Genomic DNA, 19,229 nt, shown 5'->3' with positions numbered 1-19,229 from the left:
TAGATCGCCCCACCGACACCCCCGCACGCCGCCGGTCGACTCCTGCCAGCCGCTCGGCGCGCCGCTTCCGGTGGCCCGCCGTCACCGCGGACGAAGGGGGATAACGTCGCCTCGACAGCGTCGTCCACACCGCATGGAGGATCTTCCGGATGTTCGTGCCCATGTCCGTCAACGACTTCATCGACCGTGCTGCCGCCGTGTACGGCGACCGTCTCGCGGTCGTCGACGAGCCCGACCAGCCGGCACCGCCCCTCGAGGGCGTCACCTATGCCCGCATGCGCCAGCTCGCGAACGCGCAGGCGGCCCACCTCGACTCCCTGGGCATCGAGGTCGGCGACCGCGTCGCCGTCGTCTCGCACAACTCGGCTCGTCTGCTCACGAGCTTCTTCGGCGTCGCCGGCTCGGGCCGCGTGCTCGTGCCGATCAACTTCCGCCTCGCCCCCGAGGAGGTGAAGTTCATCGTCGAGCACTCCGGCGCGCGCGTCCTCTACATCGACCCCGAGCTCACCGCGCTCGTCGACGAGGTCTCCGCCGAGCACACCTTCGTCCTCGGCGAGGACGAGCACCTCTTCGGCGACGTCGACCCCGAGAGCGCGCAGCCGCGCGCCTGGGAGGCCGACGAGGAGGCGATCGCGACGATCAACTACACCTCCGGCACGACGGCCCGCCCCAAGGGCGTGCGGATCACCCACCGCAACATCTGGACCAATGCCGCGACCTTCGGGCTGCACGCGGGCATCAGCGACCGCGACGTCTACCTGCACACCCTGCCGATGTTCCACGCCAACGGGTGGGGCATGCCCTTCGCCATGACGGGTGTCGGCGCCCAGCACGTCGTCATCCGCAAGATCGACGGTGCCGAGATCCTGCGGCGCGTGGAGCGGCACGGAGTGACGGTCATGTGCGCCGCCCCCGCCGTGGTGAACTCCGTGCTCGCGGCCGCGGCCGAGTGGGAGGGCGAGATCCCCGGTCGCGACCGGGTGCGGATCATCGTCGCCGGCGCCCCGCCGCCCACGACGACCGTGGCGCGGGTCGAGACCGAGCTCGGCTGGGAGTTCATCCAGATCTACGGCCTGACCGAGACCTCTCCCCTGCTGACGATCAACCGCTCGCGGGCCGAGTGGGACGAGCTCTCGCCGCAGGACCGTGCGGCCAAGCTCGTGCGCGCCGGCGCCCCGGCGCTCGGCTGCCGGATGCGGGTCGACGACGAGAGCGGCGAGGTCCTCGCCCGGTCCAACGTCATCATGGAGGGCTACCACGACCTGCCCGACGAGACGGCCCGCACCTTCGACGGCGGCTGGTTCCACACCGGTGACGGCGGCGTCGTCGGCGACGACGGCTACGTGACGATCAGCGACCGCAAGAAGGACGTCATCATCACCGGTGGCGAGAACGTCTCGTCCATCGAGGTCGAGGACGTCCTCTTCTCGCACCCCGACGTCACCGAGGTCGCGGTCATCGGCGTCCCCGACGACAAGTGGGGCGAGACGATCAAGGCGCTCGTCGTCGTCACCGAGGGGTCGACGGCCACGGAGGCCGACCTCATCGCCTGGTGCAAGTCCAAGGCGGCCGGCTACAAGGCCCCGACGTCGATCGAGTTCCGCGACGAGCTGGCCCGCACGGCGACGGGCAAGCTGCAGAAGTTCAAGCTGCGGGCCCCCTACTGGGAGGGCCGCGAGCGTCAGGTCAACTGAGCCATGACGAAGGGGAGGGTGCCGGTCCGACCGGCGCCCTCCCCTTCGTCTGTCAGGACATGTCGGCGAGCCGGTCCAGCGCCATCTGCAGGTCCTGCGGGTAGGTGCTCTCGAAGTGCACGTAGTCGCCCGTGCCCGGGTGGATGAAGCCGAGGCCCATCGCGTGCAGCCACTGCCGCTCGAGGCCGAGCGTGCGGGCCAGGCTCGGGTCGGCGCCGTAGGTCGGGTCACCGACGCACGGATGACGAAGGGCGGCCATGTGCACCCTGATCTGGTGGGTGCGTCCGGTCTCGAGCTTGATCTCGAGCAGCGACGCGTGGCGGAAGGCCTCGAGCAGCTCGTAGTGGGTGACGGCGTGCTTGCCTGAGTCCATGACCGCGAACTTGTACTCGCCGCTCGGGTGCCGGCCGATCGGCGCGTCGACCGTGCCGACGTGCGGGTCGGGCAGGCCCTGGACGAGCGCGTGATAGGTCTTGTCGACCGTGCGCTGCTTGAAGGCGCGCTTGAGCACGGAGTAGGCGTACTCGCTCTTGCACACGACCATCAGGCCCGAGGTGCCGACGTCGAGGCGCGAGACGATGCCCTGCCGCTCGCTGGCGCCGCTCGTGCTGATCCGGTAGCCGGCCGCGGCCAGCCCGCCGAGCACGTCGGGGCCGGACCAACCGACGCTCGGGTGGGCGGCGACGCCGATCGGCTTGTCGACGACGACGATGTCGTCGTCGTCGTGAACGATCCGCATGCCGGGCACCGGCTCGGCGACGATCGCCAGGCTGGGGCTCTCGTCGGCGGAGGGCAGGGTGACCTCGACGTGGTCGCCGGCGCTCACCCGCGCCGACTTCGCGACCGTGGCGCCCTCGACGAGGACCTTGCCGTCGGCGGCCAGCTCGGCCGCCCGGGTGCGGGAGACGCCGAAGAGGCGGGCGACGGCCGCGTCGACCCGCTCCCCCTCGAGGCCCTCGGGCACGAGCACGTTGCGCACATCAGGCATCGGCCTGTTCCTCCTTGGTCCCGTCGAGACCGATCCCGCTGAAGACGAGCCACACGAGCACGATCGCCCCGCCGACGATGGCGATGTCGGCGACATTGCCCACGAAGAGCCCGCCGTAGTCGATGAAGTCGACGACGTGGCCGCGCAGCGGCCCCGGCTCGCGGACGAAGCGGTCGACGAGGTTGCCGACCGACCCGCCGAGCAGCGCGCCGAGGGCCAGAGCCCAGGCCAGCGACCGGATGCGCGGGGTGACCCACACGATCGCCCCGGTCACGCCGAGCGCGACGAGGGTCATGACCCAGGTCATCGAATCACCGATCGAGAAGGCGGCGCCGGAGTTGCGGATCAGGCGAAGGGAGAGCACGTCGCCGACGAGCGGGACGACCCTCCCGTCGTCGAGCGCGCCCATCGCCCAGACCTTGGTGGCCTGGTCGAGGACGAGCGCGACGACCGCGGTGGTGGCATACCAACGAAGCACCCCGGGGCGGGATCGCGTCGCCGGGGTGTCGTCGGATGGGATGTCTGGGGCGCTCAGCGCCGCTCCTGTCGACTCTTGCATGACATGCACAGGGTCGCACGCGGATAGGCCTGGAGTCGAAGCTTGCCGATCGGGTTGCCGCAGGACTCGCAGATCCCGTAGGTGCCGTCGTCGAGGCGGTCGAGCGCGTGCTGGTTCTGCTCGAGGCCGGTGCGGGCCCCGGCGACGAGGCTCAGCTCGTGCTCACGCTCGAAGGACTTGGACCCTGCGTCGGCCTGGTCGTCGCCGGCCCCGTCGATCGGCTCCTTGAGGAACTCGTCGAGGCTGCTCTCGGCGGACGCGATCTCGGCGGTGAGGCGCTCGATCTCGGTGTGCAGCTCGGCGCGCACCTCCTTGAGCTCCTTCGCGGTCCACGGGCTCTCGTCCTCGCGGACGACGAGCGCCTCGGGGGCGGCCTTCTTGGGGGCCTTCGTGGCGGTCGTCTTCTTCGCCGGCGCCTTCTTGGCGGCGCTCTTCGTGGCCGGAGCCTTCTTCGCAGGAGCCTTCGTCGCCGAAGCCTTCTTCGCCGTGGACTTCTTCGCGGCGGACTTCTTCGCGGGCGCCGCCTTGGCCGCACTCTTCGTCGCGGTCTTCGTGGCCTTCGAGCCGGTCGACCCCTTGGTCGCCGCCTTCGTGGCCGTCTTCTTCGCCGCCATGACCATCCTCACCTGGAGATGATCCGTACCCCTGCACGGATCAGAGTCAACGAAGGGTACGACGTTTTGGCGCTGTGGGCGGGATCACCGCGCCGTGTTCTTCCTCCCGACGTCGACGTCCCACTCTCCGGGACGCGACGAGGCGACGCCACCCGTGTCGGGTGACGCCGCCTCGTGGAGCGCTCGCGCGGCATCCGCGCGGGCTTCGTCAGTGCTTGACGGGCTGCTCGGGAGCGACGCTCGCCGAGGTGTCGAGGCCCTTGAGCTGGCCCGAGATGAAGTCCTTGAGCTTGCGGCGGTAGTCGCGCTCGTAGGTCGTCAGCTCGGCGATCTGGGTCTCGATCTTCGACTTCTGGGCGTTGAGGTCGTCGAGGATCTTCTTGCGCTGCGCCTCGGCCTCGCTGACCATCGTCGTGCTCTTGGCCTGGGCGTCGGAGATCAGCTTGTCGCGCTGGGTCGTGCCTTCGCCGATGAACTGGTCGCGCTTGCCCTGACCGGTCTTGATGAACTCGTCGTGCTTCGACTGACCGGTCGACAGCAGCTCGTCGTGCTTGCCCTGACCGGTGGAGACGAGCTCGTCATGGCGGCGCTGCGCCTCGGCGATGAGCTTGTCGCGCTGGGTCTGGCCCTCGGCGACGTGCTCGTCGTGCAGGCGCTGGGCGAGCGCGATGAGACCGGAGGCGCCGGCGCCACCGCCAGCGGCGGCAGCCATCTCGCCGGCGCCGGAGTCCTTGGCCGCGGCGACGGGGGCCTTGGCGGCCTCGTCCTGGCGGGCCTTCGCCTCGGCCTCGGCCTTCTCGGCTGCGGCGTTGGCGGCCTTGATGCGCTCCTGGGCGCTCGCCTCGGCCTCCTCGGCACGGGCGTTGACGGTCGCGATGCGCTCGTCGGCGCCCTGCTGGGCCTTGGAGAGGTTCGCGGCGTCACCCTTGGCGCGCTCGTCGTTGGTGCGAGCGGTCTGCTCGAGCTCGGTGGCGCGCTTCTCGGCGGCCGCGCGGGCGGCGGTCTCCTTGTCGAAGCGGGAGCGCAGGTCCTCGAGTCGGCTGCGCAGGTCGCGGTTCTCGCGGGTCAGGGCCTCGTCGGCCTTGCCCGTGTCGGCGACGGCGGCCGCGGCGGCCGGGCGGGAGCCGGAGCCGTCCTGGGCGCGAGCCCGCAGGTCCTCCGAGTCCTTGACCATGCGACGCATCTCGGCGACGACCTCGTCGAGGAAGTCGTCGACCTCGCGCTCGTCGTACCCGCGACGGAACTGGGTCTGGGTGAAGGTCTTGTTGAGGACGTCCTCGGGCGTGAGCGCCATTGTTCCTCCGTTGAGCGACTGGACAGGGTGCACGCTCGTGGCGCGCAGCGCGCGCACGGGCATCGAGGCCAGCCTAGACGATGCGCAGGAGGACCGAGACCACGAGGATCAGGACGAGGAAGGCGAGGTCGAGGGCGACGCCACCGATGCGCACCGGCTTGATGACGGTGCGGATGGCCCGCAGGGGCGGGTCGGTGAGCGTGTAGATCGCCTCGGCGACGACGAGGATGACTCCTCGGGGCCGCCACTGGCGGGCGAAGACCTGGATCCAGTCGAGGACGAGGCGTCCGATGAGGACGAGGAAGTAGACGTACAGCAGCAGGTGCAGCACGTCGCGGACGATCGACATGGGTCCAGCCTAGGTAGGGGGCCTGAGGCCCGGTTGTGAGGTCAGCTCTGGTTGAAGAGGGCGCGCGGCTGGGGCGCGTCGCCACCCTCGGCGTCGACCTCGATGTGCTCGGGCGAGAGCAGGAAGACCTTGTTGGTCACCCGCTCGATCGAGCCGTGGAGACCGAAGACCAGACCGGCGGCGAAGTCGACGAGACGCTTGGCGTCGGAGTCGTCCATGTCGCTGAGGTTCATGATCACCGGGGTGTTGTTGCGGAAGCTCTCACCGATCGCCCGGGCGTCGTTGTAGGTGCTGGGGTGGATCGTCGTGATGCGGTTCATCGGGGTGACCTCCACCTCGCGGACGGCCGGTGCCGTGGGGACGCGGCGCAGGGGGGTGACCTCGGCGGCGGTGTGCTCCTCCTCGAGGAGCTCGTGACCCGCGTCGTACTCGTCGACGTACTGGTCGTCGTACTCGTCGTAGCGCTTGTCGTCCTCTGCGAGCCCGAGGTAGACCATCGCGTTGCGCAGTGCCGTCATGTCTGTCAGATCCTTTGTCGCCGGGTGCCTCGTCGGTGTCACCGAAGTTACCGGTGTGACGGACGTTCTCCGAGGATTGCCGTCCCGACACGCAGGTGTGTCGCACCGTGGCGCACGGCCGACTCGAGGTCACCGCTCATGCCTGCGGAGACCCACGTCGCCTCCGGGTGGTCCGCGCGCAGGGCCTCGGACAGCTCCGCGAGACGGGCGAAGGCGGGGTCCGGGTCCGCCCCGAGAGGCGCCACCGCCATGAGTCCCCCGAGACGAAGGGAGGAGCTCGCGATCGCATCGGCGAGGGCCGGCACGTCGGCCGGGTCCGCTCCCCCACGACCGCCGTCTGCCTGCGGGTCGAGGTTGACCTGGACGAGGGCGGTGACCTCCCGGCCGGCGGCCTCGGCGCCGCGCGCGAGCGCACCGACGAGCTTGGGCCGGTCGACCGACTGCACGACATCGGCCCAGCGGGTGACGGCGCCGGCCTTGTTGGACTGGAGCTGCCCGATGAAGTGGGCGCGCACCCCCACCGGGGTGCCTCCGTCGGCGAGCTTGGCCGCCGCCTCCTGCTCGCGGTTCTCGCCGAGGTCACGCATCCCGAGCTCGACGAGCAGGTCGAGGTCGCTGCGCGGGAAGTACTTCGTCACGACGACGAGGTGCACCTGCCCCCGGTCCCGCCCGGCGGCCTCGCAGGCCGCGTCGATGCGCTGCTCGACCGCCGCGAGGTTGGCGGCGAGCTCGTCCCGACGCTCGGCGCTCATGCCGACTCGCCCCGCCGGCCGATGATGCCCGCGTAGCGGCCGGTCCGGCCGTCGCGGCGGTAGGAGTAGAGCGAGTCGTCCTCGCGGGCGCACCCGGGCACCCACTCGACCGGGACGCCGGCGCCCTGCAGCTGGTCGACGATTCCGGTCGCGACGTCGATGGCCGGTGTGCCGGTCCAGGTGACCGCGGCGGAGGGCGGGGAGACCTCGGCTGCCGCGGCCCGCATGTCGGCCGGCACCTCGTAGCAGCGTCCGCAGACCGAGGGCCCGACGGTGGCGCGCAGGTCACGGGCACCGAGGTCGCGCATCGCCTCGACGAGCCGCAGCACGACGCCGGCGACCATCCCCGGCCGACCGGCGTGGGCGGCCCCGACGAGGCCACCGGCCGCGTCGTGGACGAGCACGGGGGTGCAGTCGGCGACGAGGACGCCCAGGGCGACGCCGGGCAGGTCGGTGACGAGTGCGTCGCCCTCCCCGACGGCGCCGGTGGTGGTACGGGGGGCCTCGAGCAGCTGCGAGGTCACGTGGACGACGTCGGCGCCGTGGACCTGGTCGGCGAGGACGAGCGGCAGGCCGACGGCCTGCTCGACGAGCTCCCGGTTGCCCCGGACGGCGTCGGGGTCGTCACCGACGTGGGCGCCGAGGTTGAGGCCGGCGAAGGGGGCGACGCTGCGGCCGCCGTGTCGGTCGGTGAAGGCTCGCACGAGCCCCGGGGCGTCATCTCTCCAGGCGAACACGTCTGCAACCTATCTCCCCGCGGTCGACGGACGACACACGACGCAGGGCCCCGACCGGTGCGGTCGGGGCCCTGCGTGTCACGTCAACCGGTGGTCACTTCAGGAAGTCGGGGACGTCCAGGTCGTCACCGTCGTCGAAGGTCACCTGACGCGGTGGCGCGGCCTGGGTCGGACGCTGCTGCGCCGGCGGCTGCTGGGCCGGAGGCTGCTGCACGGGCTGCTGGGCCGGCGGCTGCTGCTGAGCGGGCGCCTGCTGCTGAGCAGGAACCTGCTGAGCAGGAACCTGCTGGGCCGGAGCCTGCTGCGCCGGGGCCGCCTGCGCCGGAGCCTGCTGGGCAGGACGCTGCTGGGCGGGAGCGGCCTGGGCCGGAGCCTGCTGGGCAGGACGCTGCTGGGCGGGAGCGGCCTGGGCCGGAGCCTGCTGGGCAGGACGCTGCTGGGCGGGAGCCTGCTGCGCCGGGGCCGCGGCACGACCCTGACCGCCCGACTGCACCTGCCCGAGGGCCCGGTCGTCGGGACGCTGCTGCGGTGCACCGCCGTCGAAGCCGGCGGCGATGACCGTCACGCGCACCTCGTCGCCGAGGGCGTCGTCGATGACCGCGCCGAAGATGATGTTGGCCTCCGGGTGGGCGGCCTCCTGCACCAGGCGGGCCGCCTCGTTGATCTCGAAGAGACCGAGGTCGCTGCCACCCTGGATCGACAGGAGCACGCCGTGGGCGCCGTCGATGCTCGCCTCGAGCAGCGGCGAGGAGATCGCCAGCTCGGCGGCCTGGACGGCACGGTCCTCACCACGCGCCGAGCCGATGCCCATGAGGGCGGACCCTGCCCCTTGCATGACGGACTTGACGTCGGCGAAGTCGAGGTTGATCAGACCCGGCGTGGTGATGAGGTCGGTGATGCCCTGGACACCGGAGAGCAGGACCTGGTCGGCGCTGCGGAAGGCGTCGAGCATGCTCACGGCCCGGTCGCTGATCGACAGCAGCCGGTCGTTGGGGATGACGATGAGCGTGTCGACCTCGTCGCGCAGGGCACCGATCCCGGACTCGGCCTGGTTGGCGCGACGACGGCCCTCGAAGGTGAAGGGGCGCGTGACGACGCCGATGGTGAGCGCACCGAGGCTCTTGGCGATCTTGGCCACGACCGGGGCACCACCCGTGCCGGTGCCGCCACCCTCGCCCGCGGTGACGAAGACCATGTCGGCCCCCTTGAGGACCTCCTCGATCTCCTCCGCGTGGTCCTCGGCGGCCTTCTTGCCGACCTCGGGGTCCGCACCGGCACCGAGACCACGGGTCAGCTCACGACCGACGTCGAGCTTGACGTCGGCGTCGGACATCAGGAGGGCCTGGGCGTCCGTGTTGATCGCGATGAACTCGACGCCCTTGAGGCCGACCTCGATCATGCGGTTGATGGCGTTGACGCCACCGCCGCCGATGCCGACGACCTTGATAACGGCCAGATAGTTCTGGGCTGATGCCACGGGGGACTCCTGTTGCTGCTGCTCGGTGGTGCCTCGACCTCGAAGCTCAAGGTGAACTTCAGGGTTACGTTTTGATCACGCTCGGTGTGCGGGTGACGTTATGCGGCGCGGGCCGCCGGGGCAAACGCCACGCCCGCGTGTCGCCAGCCTATCCCCTGCTAGCCCGTCGTGACGGGCGTGTCGGGCGCCGAGACGTCGATCGTCCTCGGCTTCTTGTCGAGGAGCACCTGGATGACCCTCACCTTCACGTCCGGACTGCTGCCGTCACCCCACGAGACCTTGGTCTTCCCGAGCTGGAAGGTGATCTGGTCGGCCGAGTCGACGGTGACGTCGTCGACGTCCTCGCGCAGGTCGTCGGGCAGCGCGGCGAGCATGCCCTGCGCCGCGCGCACCCCGTGACCGGAGACCTCCGCGCCGCTCTCGGCGCTGACCGTCGGCACGTCCCGGGGCGCGGAGCGCACGGTGCGGATCTCGACGCCGTCGAGGTCGAGCAGCCGGAAGCCGCCCCCGTCCTGACGCACCGCGAGCGCCGGAACCCTCGACGTCACCTTGACCTTCAGGGTGTGCGGCCAGCCCCGCTCCACGCGGGCGTGGGCGACGGCCGGGACCTCGTCGGTGATCGACGAGGCCACCGCGTCACCGTCGACCCGGGCGAGCGGCGTCCCGACCTGACGCTCGGCGATCTCCTCGACGTCGGCCCGGTCAGCCGGGTCGGCCCCGCTGACGGTCACCTCGCGGGTCGCGAGCAGGGACGAGAAGCCGACCGCCCAGCCGAGGGCCACGAGCAGGGCCACGACGAGCAGGCCGACGAGCCAGCGGCGCACCCGCTGGCCGCGTGCCTGAGCTGCCCGCTGCGCGAACCGCTCCTCGGTCGCCGCGCGGGTCCCGCTCCCCCGGCTCATCGCCCCAGGGCCTCGAGCAGCCGCGGCCCGAGGTGGGTGATGTCGCCGGCCCCGACGGTGAGCACGAGGTCTCCGGCGACGGCGCCTGCGGCGACGCGTGCGACGGCCTCGTCGGCGGACAGCACCCGCACCGAGCGACCACGGGCGGCGAGCGGGTCGGCGATCAGCTGCGAGCTGACCCCGGGCATCGGGTCCTCGCGCGCCCCGTAGACGTCGAGCAGCAGCACCTCGTCGGCCGGCTCGAGCCCGGCGGCGAAGGCCTCGGCGAAGTCGCGCGTGCGCGAGTAGAGGTGGGGCTGGAAGAGCACCCACAGCCGGTGCTCGCCGGCGATCTCCTTCGCCGTCCGCACGACGGCCTCGACCTTGCCGGGGTTGTGCGCGTAGTCGTCGACGACGGTGACCCCGCGGGCCTCCCCCTTCGTCTCGAAGCGACGTCGGGTCCCGCCGTAGGCCGCGAGCCCGTCGAGGACAGCCTGCGGATCGGTATCGGTCCCGTGGGCGGCCGCCGCGTAGGCGGCGGCGGCGTTGAGCAGGTTGTGCCGACCGGGGACGGCGATGACCAGCTCACGCCGCACGTCGCCCTCGACGAGACCGGCGCGGGCGCTCGTCCCGTCGAGCTCGGGGTCGACGAGGCGCACGTCGGCGCCCTCGGCGAAGCCGTAGCGCAGCACGCGCACCCCGGCGGCCTGCGCCCGGGTCGCGAGGCGCTCGGAGCCGGGGTCGTCGGCGCAGGCGACGAGCAGACCCCCGTCGCTGATCGTCTGGGCGAACTCGAGGTAGGCGGCCTCGACGGTGGCGAAGTCGCCGTAGAAGTCGAGGTGGTCGGGCTGGACGTTGGTGACGACGGCGACCTGCGGCGCGTAGGCGAGGAAGGAACCGTCAGACTCGTCGGCCTCGGCGACGAAGGGGGCGCCCTCCCCGAGCGCGGCATTGACGCCCTGGGTCGACAGCTCGCCACCGAGGGCGAAGGAGGGCCGGGACCCGGCCTCGAGGAGTGCGACGGTGAGCATCGAGCTCGTCGTCGTCTTGCCGTTGGCCCCGGCGACGGCGATGCGGGTCTGCTCCCCCATCGCGGAGGCGAGCGCCTGGCTGCGGTGGAGCACGCGCAGTCCCCGCTCCCGGGCCGCTGCCAGCTCGGGGTTGTCCTCGCGGATGGCGGAGGAGACGACGACGGTGTCGGCGCCCTCGAGGTGCGCCGGGTCGTGCCCGACCCAGATCGCCGCGCCGCGCTCACGCAGCCGCTCCAGCAGCGGCGAGTCGTGGGCATCGCTCCCGCGCACCTCGACGCCCGCGTCGAGGAGCAGGCGCACGATCGCCGACATGCCCGCGCCACCGGCGGCGAGCACGTGCACGACCCCGAGGTCGGCCAGCGGCACCCGGGGGGCGAGGACGTCGAAGCGGGGGTTGCGCGGGACGGGAGGCAGGGTGTCAGCCACGTCGGCCACCGCCGACCCACGCCTCGGTCACCATGTCGGCGAGGGTCTCGTCGGCGTCGCGGTGCCCGACGGCGGCCGCAGCCGCCGACATCGTCTCCAGGCGCGCCCGGTCGCTCAGCAGCCGGACGATCTCGCGGGCGACCCAGGCCGGGTCGACGTCGGCGTCCTCGACGAGCAGGCCGCCGCCGGCCTCGACGACCCCGGCCGCGTTGAGCCGCTGCTCGCCGTTGCCGATGGGCAGCGGGACGTAGACGCCGGGCAGGCCGACGGCGGTCAGCTCGCACACGGTGTTGGCACCCGCCCGGCAGACGACCGCGTCGGCGGCCGCGTAGGCCAGGTCCATGCGGTCGACGTAGGGCAGCACGACATAGGGCACCGAGGGGTCGCCGCCGGTGGCGACGAAGTCCTTGCCGGCCCCGGTCGCGTGCAGCACCTGCACGCCGGCGTCGCGCAGCGTCGCGACGCTCGCCTCGAAGGCGTCGTTGAGCCGCTTGGCGCCGAGCGACCCACCCGTGACGAGCAGGACCGGCAGGTCCTCGCGCAGCCCGAGGCCCGCGCGGGCCTCCGCCCGGGTCGCCGCCCGGTCGAGCGCGACGATCTCGGGGCGCAGCGGCATGCCGATGACCCGGCCGCCGGAGAGCTTGGTGCCGGGGAAGGTGACGCCGACGACGTCGGTGAAGCGGGCACCGACCTTGTTGGCCACCCCGGCGCGGGCGTTCTGCTCGTGGATGACGATCGGCACGCCCGCCTTGCGCGCGGCGAGGTAGGCCGGGGTCGAGACGTAGCCACCGAAACCGACGACGACCTGCGCGTCGACCTGCTCGATGGCCCGCCCGGCCGCGGCGACGGCGCGACGGAGGTTGACCGGCAGCCGGACGAGGTCGCCGGAGGGCTTGCGCGGCAGCGGCACCTTGGGGATGGTCGCGAAGTCGTAGCCGCGCTCCGGCACGAGCCGGGACTCCAGACCCTCGGACGTGCCGAGGGCGAGGATCTGCGTGGCGGGGTCGCGCCGGCGCAGGCAGTCGGCGAGGGCGAGCAGCGGCGAGACGTGACCCGCTGTGCCACCCCCCGCCAGCAGGATGCGTGAGGGGCGGGTGGGCGTCATCGCGACGAGGTCCTCCTGCTCGGGAAGCGGGCGAGCAGGGCACGCGCCCGCGAGGGCTTGGCGGCGATCATCTCAGAGCACCCCGGCTCGCCCCGCGCGAAGCTGAGCAGGATGCCGACGGCGAGCATCGAGGTCACGAGCGATGACCCGCCGGAGGAGACGAAGGGCAAGGGGACGCCGATGACCGGGAGCATCCCGATGACGGCGCCGATGTTGATCATCGCCTGCACGAGCACCCAGGTGCAGATGCCGGCGGTGGCGATGCGGACGAAGAAGTCGTCCGTGCGGGTCACCAGGCGCAGCCCGGCGAGGGCGAAGGCGGCGAAGAGACCGAGGATGGTCAGCGTGCCGATGAGGCCGAGCTCCTCGCCGATGATCGCGAAGATGAAGTCGTTGTAGGGCTCGGGCAGCCAGCCCCACTTCTCCCGGCTGGCGCCCAGACCCACACCGATCCACCCGCCGTCGGCGAGGGCGTAGCGGCCGTGGACCGACTGCCGGCAGATGCCGTAGAAGAGGTCGGTGCCCGGCGCGCACTGCTGCGGGTCGAGCCAGATCTGGATGCGCTGCATGCGGTTGTTGCCGATGCTCGCGGCGAGGACGCCGAGCAGCGCCAGGACGCCGGCGCCGAGCGCGAACCAGCGCAGCTGCACGCCCGCCGCGAAGAGCATGCCGACGGCGATCGCGCAGATGACCATGGCGGTGCCGAGGTCGTGGCCAAGCATGACGAGGCCGACGACGATCATGACGCCCGGCACGAGGAAGGGCACGATCGCGTGCTTGATCGAGCCGAGCAGGGCGCGCTTGCGCTCGAGGACGAGGGCTCCGGCGAGGACGAGCCCGATCTTGGCGATCTCGCTCGGCTGGATCGACAGCGACCCGACACCGATCCAGTTGCGGTTGCCCTGGAAGCCGAAGCCGAGCGGGGTGAGCACGAGCAGGAGCAGGAGGATCGAGAGGCCGACGGCGGGCAGCGACATCTTCTTCCAGAAGCCGATGCTGCGCCGCGAGGCCCACCACAGGGCGAGGCCGCCCGCGATGGCGAAGATGAACTGCTTGAGGAAGATCGTGAAGGAACTGTCGTTCTCCCGCAGGGAGACGATCATCGACGCCGACAGGACCATGACCAGGCCGATGCCGACGAGCAGCCCGATGATGCCGAGCAGGAGGTAGTAGGTCGTCATCGGCGACTCGAAGCGCGCCACCCACTCGTCGACCCTGGTGGAGCGCGTCCGGCGCGCGCGGCCTCGACCGGACCCGGTCGCTGCGCTGCTGCTCACGCTCACCCCTCCTGCAGGTACCTGTGCACCGCCGCGGCGAAGGCGTCGCCGCGGGCCCCGTAGTTGTCGAACATGTCCATGGACGCCGCCGCCGGGGCCAGCAGCACGACGTCGCCGGGGACGGCGAGCGAGGCCGCGTGCCGGACGACGAGGTCCATCGCCCCAGTGTCGGTCGCGGCGACGTCGATCACCGGGACATCGGGCGCGTGTCGGGCGATGGCGGCCGCGATCTGCTCCCGGTCACGACCGATGAGCACGGCGGCCCGCAGCCGGCCCGCGGCGGCCGCGACGAGCTCGTCGACGTCGGCGCCCTTGAGCAGGCCGCCGGCGACCCAGACGACGTGCTCGTGAGCCGTCAGGCTCGCCTCGGCGGCGTGCGGGTTGGTCGCCTTGGAGTCGTCGATCCAGTGCACGTCACCGGCGGTGGCGACGTGCGCGATGCGGTGCGGCTCGGGCTGCCAGGCGCGCAGCCCGTCGCGGACGGCGACCGGCGGCACCCCGTGGGCACGGGCGAGAGCGGCGGCGGCGAGGGCATTGGCCACGAGGTGCGGCGCGACGCTCGGCGCGTCGCCGCGCAGGTCCTCGAGGCTGCCGAGCTCGGCGGCGGTCGTCGCCCGGTCCTCGACGAAGGCCCGGTCGGCGAGGACGTCCTCGACGAGCCCGAGCATCGACGGTCCGGGCGAGCCGAGGGTGAAGCTCACCGCCCGGCACCCCTCGACGACGTCGGCCTCCTCGACGAGGCGCCGGGTCGCGGGGTCCTGCTCGTTGTAGACGCACGCGATCTCGGCGTTGGCGTAGACCTTGCCCTTGGCCCGCGCGTACTCCTCGAGGGAGCCGTGCCAGTCGAGGTGGTCGGGCGCGATGTTGAGGCAGGCCGCCGCCTGCGGACGAAGGGAGTGGCTCCAGTGCAGCTGGAAGCTGCTCAGCTCGACGGCGATGACGTCGTAGGGCTCGGGGTCCTGCACGAGGTCGAGCACGGGGGTGCCGACATTGCCCGCGCTCGCGGCGCGCAGCCCGGCGGCGCGCAGCATCGAGGTGAGCATCTGCACCGTCGTCGTCTTGCCGTTGGTGCCGGTGACGAGCAGCCAGGGCGCGCCCCCGGCGCGCGGGCGCATCCGCCACGCGAGCTCGACGTCGCCCCAGATGGGGATGCCGGCCGCGGCTGCCGCGGCGAGCAGCGGCTGGTGCGGGGGCCAGCCCGGTGAGGTGACGACGAGGTCGATCTCGTCGGCGGGCACCGGCAGGCTCTGCTCGGCGCCGTCACCCAGGTGCAGGTGGGCGTCGAGGACCTCGAGGATCTGGGCGCGCTGGGCCATCTGGGTCTCCGGCTCGGGCACCTTGGCGTCGACGACGTGCACCTGCGCGCCGTACTCGAGCAGCGCGTCGGTGGCGGCGAAGCCGGAGACACCGAGTCCGGTGACGACGACGCGCAGCCCGGCCCAGTCGGCCTCGCGGCAGGTCAGCCCGGCCAGACGCGCCTCGCGGGAGGCAGCGTCGGTCACGGTGCCCCCACGACCCACTCGGCGTAGAAGATCGCCAGGCCGATGGCGACGAAGAGCCCCGCGATGATCCAGAAGCGGATGACGATCGTCACCTCCTGCCAGCCGAGCAGCTCGAAGTGGTGCTGCAGGGGCGCCATGCGGAAGACCCGCTTGCCGGTCGACTTGAAGGACGCGACCTGGATGATCACCGAGAGGGTGATCGTCACGAAGAGGCCGCCGAGGATGACGACGAGCAGCTGGGTGCGCGAGAGGATCGCCAGACCGGCGATCGCGCCGCCGAGCGCGAGCGAGCCGGTGTCGCCCATGAAGATCTTGGCCGGCGAGGCGTTCCACCACAGGAAGCCGAAGCAGGCACCGGTGCCGGCGGCCGCGACGACGGCGAGGTCGAGCGGGTCGCGCACGTCGTAGCAGTTGGCCACGGGGTTGGTCTGGCAGTTCTGGTTGAACTGCCAGATCGAGATGACGACGTAGGCCCCGAAGACCATGACCGAGGCGCCCGTCGCCAGACCGTCGAGACCGTCGGTGAGGTTCACGCCGTTGGACGTGCCCGCGATCATGAGGTTGGCCCAGAGCACGAAGAGGATGAGGCCGACGAGCGGGGTGAAGAAGGCCAGGTCGAGGGCGGTGTCGCGCACGAAGGAGATGTGCGTCGACGCCGGCCGGCGCAGCGCCTCGTTGGGGAACTGCAGGGCGAGCACCGCGAAGGTCACGCCGACGAGGGTCTGGCCGAGGAGCTTCTCGCCCGACTTCAGGCCGAGGCTGCGCTGCTTGCTGATCTTGATGAAGTCGTCGGCGAAGCCGACGGCCCCCAGACCGACCATGAGGAAGAGCACGAGCAGGCCGCTCGCCGTCGGCGTCTGGAGGGTGGCCAGGTGCGCGACGAAGTAGGCGATCACGGTCGCCGCGATGATCACGGCACCGCCCATCGTCGGGGTGCCGCGCTTGGTGTGGTGCGAGGTCGGGCCGTCGTCGCGGATGAACTGGCCGTACCCCTGCTTGACGAGGTACGTGATGAACATCGGCGTGCCCAGCAGGGCGACGACGAGTGACACGACAGAAGCGATGACCACCGCCATCATGCGCGGGCCTCCCTCTGGACGATGCGGTCTCCGAGCCACCGTAGCCCGGCGTCGCGGCTGGACTTGAGAAGGACGACGTCGGGCGCGGCGAGCTCGGCGGCGAGCACCGCCTCGGCGGCGTCGGCATCGGGCACGACCCGCACGTGCGGACCGTCCTCACGAGCATTGTCGCGCGCCCCGGCCGCGATCGGCTCGGCGACCTCGCCGACGACGAGGATCTCGTCGGTGCCGAGCTCCGCGGCCTCGCGGCCGACGGCGGCGTGCAGCTCCGCGGAGGCCTCGCCGAGCTCGAGCATCGCGCCGAGCACGGCCCAGCGGCGCCCGGTCGTCGACATCGACGCGAGGCTGCGCAGCGCGGCCGACATCGAGTCGGGGTTGGCGTTGTAGGCGTCGTTGACGACGACGACCCCGTCGTCGCGGCGGGAGACCTCCATCCGCCAACGGCTCAGCGGCCGGGCGGTCTCGAGGGCGGGCACGACCTGGTCGAGCGTCATCCCCGCGGCCTCGGCGGCCGCGATGACGGCCAGGGCATTGCCGACGTGGTGGCGCCCGATGAGCCCCAGGCGCACCCGCGCCGTGCCGAAGGGGGCGGTGACGGTGAAGGACGCGGCCCCCGTCTCGTCGACGGTGACGTCGGTGGCCCGCACGTCGGCGGTCTCGGACTCGCCGACGAGCACGACCCGGGCGGTGGTCCGCTCGGCCATCGCGGCGACGAGCGGGTCGTCGGCGTTGAGCACGGCGACACCGTCTGCGGGCAGGGCGGCGGGCAGCTCCCCCTTCGCCTCGGCGATCGCCTCGACGGAGCCGAACTCGCCGACGTGGGCGTGGCCGACGTTGAGGACGATGCCGATGCGCGGCGGGGCGATGCGGGTGAGGTAGTCGATGTGGCCGATGCCGCGGGCGCCCATCTCGACGACGAGGTGCGCCGTCGTCGGGGTGACCCGGCAGACGGTCAGGGGCACGCCGACCTCGGAGTTGTAGGACCCGACGGGGGCGACGGTCTCCCCCGCGGTCTCGAGCACGGACCCGAGCAGGTCCTTGGTGCTCGTCTTGCCGGAGGAGCCGGTGATGCCGATGACGGTCATCTCGGGGCGGGAGTCGACGAGGTGGCGGGCGATGGCGACGAAGGCCGCCTGCTCGTCCTCGACGACGAGGCACGGCAGCCCGTCGACCTCACGGGTCGTCAGGGCGGCCACGGCACCCGCCGCGGCGGCGCCGGGGACGAAGTCGTGCCCGTCGGCGCTCTCGCCGACCCGGGCGACGTAGAGGCTGCCGGGGCCGGCCTCGCGCGAGTCGGTGACGACGGGGCCGTCGACGACGATCGCGCCGGCCTCGTCCGGGCTGGCGGCGTGGAGGCGCCCGCCGGTGATGTCGGCGAGGGCGCCCAGGCTCGTGGGGATCATCCGGTGACGCTCCGGCGGTCGAGGGCGGCCCGCAGGACCGCCCGGTCGTCGTGCTCACGGATCTCTCCGCGCACTTCCTGTCCTTGCTCGTGGCCCTTGCCCAGGACGGCGACGGTCGCGCCGGGCCCGGATCCGTGGGCGATCTCGACGGCCAGCTCGATGGCCGCGACGCGGCCCTCGACGACCTCGAGACGGGCCCGTGAGCGGGGCCAGACCCCCTCCGCGACGGCATCGCGGATCGTGGCCGGGTCCTCCTCACGGGGGTTGTCGTCGGTGACGATGACGACGTCGGCGTGGGCGGCAGCGGCGGCACCCATGCCCGGGCGCTTGCCCGGGTCGCGGCTGCCGCCGGCGCCGAGCACGACGACGAGCAGGCCGTTGGTCTGCGGGCGCAGCGCGGCGAGGGCCGCCCCGACGGCGTCGGGCGTGTGCGCGAAGTCGACGACCGCCGTCGGCAGGTCCTCACGGGTCGGGTCGCTCGGGGCGACGAGCTCCATGCGACCGGGGACCTGCGGGCGGGTGAGGACGGCGCGGGCGACGTCCTGCGGCGCGATGCCCCTCTCGAGCAGGGCGACGGCAGCCATCGCGGTGTTGACCCGGTTGAAGTCGCCCGGAAGCGCCGACTCGAGCTCGAGCACCTGCTCGCCGCGCGTGAGCGTCATCTGGGCCTCCCGCGGGTCGCCGCCGATGATCCAGTCGGCCTCGACGTCGAGCCGCGAGGTGACCGTCGTGACCGGCACGGTGGCCTCCTCCGCCAGCCGCATCCCCCACTCGTCATCGACGCAGACGACGCCGCGGCGGGAGCGGGCGGGGGTGAAGAGGCTCGCCTTCGCGCGGAAGTAGGCCTCCATCGTTCCGTGGAAGTCGAGGTGGTCCTGGCTGAGGTTGGTGAAGAGGGCGACGTCGTAGACGACCTCGTCGACCCGGTGGAGGGTCAGCGCGTGGCTCGAGACCTCCATGACGCAGGCGTCGACATCGCGCTCCCCCATCGTCGCGAGGAGGGCGTGCAGGTCGGTCGTCTCGGGGGTCGTGCGCACCGACTTGATCCGCTCGTCGCCGATGCGGGTCTCGATGGTGCCGATGAGACCGGTCGTGCGGCCGAGCGCCTCGAGCGCGGAGACCATGAGGTAGGCGGTCGTCGTCTTGCCGTTGGTCCCCGTGATGCCGAACATCGTCGGCCGCCGCGCGGCGCTGTCGTAGACGGCGTCGGCGACCCGGCCGAGGACGCTGCGGGGTCCTTCGACCTCGACGAAGGGGAGGTCACTCCCCTTCGCCTGCAGCCGGGAGACGCCGTCGGCGTCGGTGAGGACGGCGACGGCACCGGCAGCCACCGCCTTGTCGACGAAGTCGGCGCCGTGGGCGCGGGCGCCGGGCAGCGCGGCCCAGAGGTCGCCGGGGCGCACGGTCGCGGTGTCGAGGGAGACACCGGTGACCTCAGTGGCCGGGTCACCGTGGACCGGCGCGGGTGCGCCGTCGCCGACGAGGTCGGCGACGGCAGCCAGAGTCAGCGGGGCGACCCGCTCGGGGCGAGGAAAAGACACGA

General features: G+C 72.3%; 18 protein-coding genes. 1 reads left to right on the top strand and 17 read right to left on the bottom strand.

Features of this window, described 5'->3' with window-relative positions; all coding sequences use genetic code 11:
- Nucleotides 1-149: 149 nt before the first annotated feature.
- The gene (locus ACQBJO_RS06490) at nucleotides 150-1,694 is read left to right on the top strand and encodes an AMP-binding protein (RefSeq protein WP_421006733.1); all 1,545 of its coding nucleotides are present in this window, start codon (nucleotides 150-152) and stop codon (nucleotides 1,692-1,694) included.
- A gap of 52 nt (nucleotides 1,695-1,746) precedes the next feature.
- Here ACQBJO_RS06490 and ACQBJO_RS06485 read toward each other — a convergent pair whose 3' ends face one another.
- The 17 genes from ACQBJO_RS06485 to ACQBJO_RS06405 form a co-directional block, all read right to left on the bottom strand.
- Nucleotides 1,747-2,682, bottom strand: a complete 936-nt coding sequence (locus ACQBJO_RS06485; protein ID WP_421006734.1) for an RluA family pseudouridine synthase — start codon at nucleotides 2,680-2,682, stop codon at nucleotides 1,747-1,749.
- Entirely contained in the window at nucleotides 2,675-3,160 is a 486-nt protein-coding gene (gene lspA, locus ACQBJO_RS06480) for a signal peptidase II (protein WP_421006735.1), read from the bottom strand. Before lspA ends, ACQBJO_RS06485 begins: the two co-directional genes overlap by 8 nt.
- 53 nt (nucleotides 3,161-3,213) lie before the next feature.
- Nucleotides 3,214-3,861, bottom strand: coding sequence for a TraR/DksA family transcriptional regulator (locus ACQBJO_RS06475; protein ID WP_255186328.1), 648 nt, complete (start codon nucleotides 3,859-3,861; stop codon nucleotides 3,214-3,216).
- A gap of 202 nt (nucleotides 3,862-4,063) precedes the next feature.
- Complete coding sequence (locus tag ACQBJO_RS06470; RefSeq protein WP_421006736.1) at nucleotides 4,064-5,212, bottom strand: DivIVA domain-containing protein; 1,149 nt, start codon at nucleotides 5,210-5,212, stop codon at nucleotides 4,064-4,066.
- A gap of 10 nt (nucleotides 5,213-5,222) precedes the next feature.
- Nucleotides 5,223-5,498, bottom strand: a complete 276-nt coding sequence (locus ACQBJO_RS06465) for a YggT family protein (RefSeq protein WP_255185931.1) — start codon at nucleotides 5,496-5,498, stop codon at nucleotides 5,223-5,225.
- A 41-nt stretch (nucleotides 5,499-5,539) separates the two neighbouring features.
- The gene (locus ACQBJO_RS06460; protein WP_255185930.1) at nucleotides 5,540-6,016 is read right to left on the bottom strand and encodes a cell division protein SepF; all 477 of its coding nucleotides are present in this window, start codon (nucleotides 6,014-6,016) and stop codon (nucleotides 5,540-5,542) included.
- A gap of 47 nt (nucleotides 6,017-6,063) precedes the next feature.
- Nucleotides 6,064-6,768: a YggS family pyridoxal phosphate-dependent enzyme gene (locus ACQBJO_RS06455; protein ID WP_421006737.1), complete on the bottom strand. Its 705-nt coding sequence runs from the start codon at nucleotides 6,766-6,768 to the stop codon at nucleotides 6,064-6,066.
- Nucleotides 6,765-7,505: a polyphenol oxidase family protein gene (locus ACQBJO_RS06450; RefSeq protein ID WP_421006738.1), complete on the bottom strand. Its 741-nt coding sequence runs from the start codon at nucleotides 7,503-7,505 to the stop codon at nucleotides 6,765-6,767. The genes ACQBJO_RS06455 and ACQBJO_RS06450 overlap by 4 nt, the downstream gene beginning before the upstream one ends.
- A 94-nt stretch (nucleotides 7,506-7,599) precedes the next feature.
- Nucleotides 7,600-8,982: a cell division protein FtsZ gene (gene ftsZ / locus ACQBJO_RS06445; protein WP_421006739.1), complete on the bottom strand. Its 1,383-nt coding sequence runs from the start codon at nucleotides 8,980-8,982 to the stop codon at nucleotides 7,600-7,602.
- Between the two features lie 158 nt (nucleotides 8,983-9,140).
- Complete coding sequence (locus ACQBJO_RS06440; protein ID WP_421006740.1) at nucleotides 9,141-9,884, bottom strand: cell division protein FtsQ/DivIB; 744 nt, start codon at nucleotides 9,882-9,884, stop codon at nucleotides 9,141-9,143.
- Entirely contained in the window at nucleotides 9,881-11,320 is a 1,440-nt protein-coding gene (gene murC, locus ACQBJO_RS06435; protein ID WP_421006741.1) for a UDP-N-acetylmuramate--L-alanine ligase, read from the bottom strand. Before murC ends, ACQBJO_RS06440 begins: the two co-directional genes overlap by 4 nt.
- A complete protein-coding gene (murG, locus tag ACQBJO_RS06430) occupies nucleotides 11,313-12,425 on the bottom strand; it encodes an undecaprenyldiphospho-muramoylpentapeptide beta-N-acetylglucosaminyltransferase (RefSeq protein WP_421006742.1) in 1,113 nt (370 codons plus the stop codon). Before murG ends, murC begins: the two co-directional genes overlap by 8 nt.
- On the bottom strand, nucleotides 12,422-13,702 hold the full coding sequence (ftsW, locus tag ACQBJO_RS06425; RefSeq protein ID WP_421006743.1) for a putative lipid II flippase FtsW: 1,281 nt from the start codon (nucleotides 13,700-13,702) through the stop codon (nucleotides 12,422-12,424). Before ftsW ends, murG begins: the two co-directional genes overlap by 4 nt.
- Nucleotides 13,703-13,704: 2 nt before the next feature.
- Nucleotides 13,705-15,204, bottom strand: a complete 1,500-nt coding sequence (gene murD, locus ACQBJO_RS06420; RefSeq protein ID WP_421006744.1) for a UDP-N-acetylmuramoyl-L-alanine--D-glutamate ligase — start codon at nucleotides 15,202-15,204, stop codon at nucleotides 13,705-13,707.
- Nucleotides 15,201-16,283 carry a phospho-N-acetylmuramoyl-pentapeptide-transferase gene (mraY, locus tag ACQBJO_RS06415; RefSeq protein WP_255185921.1) on the bottom strand — a complete coding sequence of 361 codons (1,083 nt, stop codon included), beginning with the start codon at nucleotides 16,281-16,283 and terminating at the stop codon, nucleotides 15,201-15,203. Before mraY ends, murD begins: the two co-directional genes overlap by 4 nt.
- On the bottom strand, nucleotides 16,280-17,686 hold the full coding sequence (locus ACQBJO_RS06410; RefSeq protein WP_421006745.1) for a UDP-N-acetylmuramoyl-tripeptide--D-alanyl-D-alanine ligase: 1,407 nt from the start codon (nucleotides 17,684-17,686) through the stop codon (nucleotides 16,280-16,282). Before ACQBJO_RS06410 ends, mraY begins: the two co-directional genes overlap by 4 nt.
- Complete coding sequence (locus tag ACQBJO_RS06405) at nucleotides 17,683-19,227, bottom strand: UDP-N-acetylmuramoyl-L-alanyl-D-glutamate--2,6-diaminopimelate ligase (RefSeq protein WP_421006746.1); 1,545 nt, start codon at nucleotides 19,225-19,227, stop codon at nucleotides 17,683-17,685. Before ACQBJO_RS06405 ends, ACQBJO_RS06410 begins: the two co-directional genes overlap by 4 nt.
- Between the last annotated feature and the right edge of the window lie 2 nt (nucleotides 19,228-19,229).

Source organism: Janibacter zhangyanbonis, assembly GCF_050507325.1.
GTDB lineage: Bacteria > Actinomycetota > Actinomycetes > Actinomycetales > Dermatophilaceae > Janibacter.
Note: the sequence above shows the minus strand (reverse complement) of the source record. Positions and strands in the feature narration are given on the sequence as shown.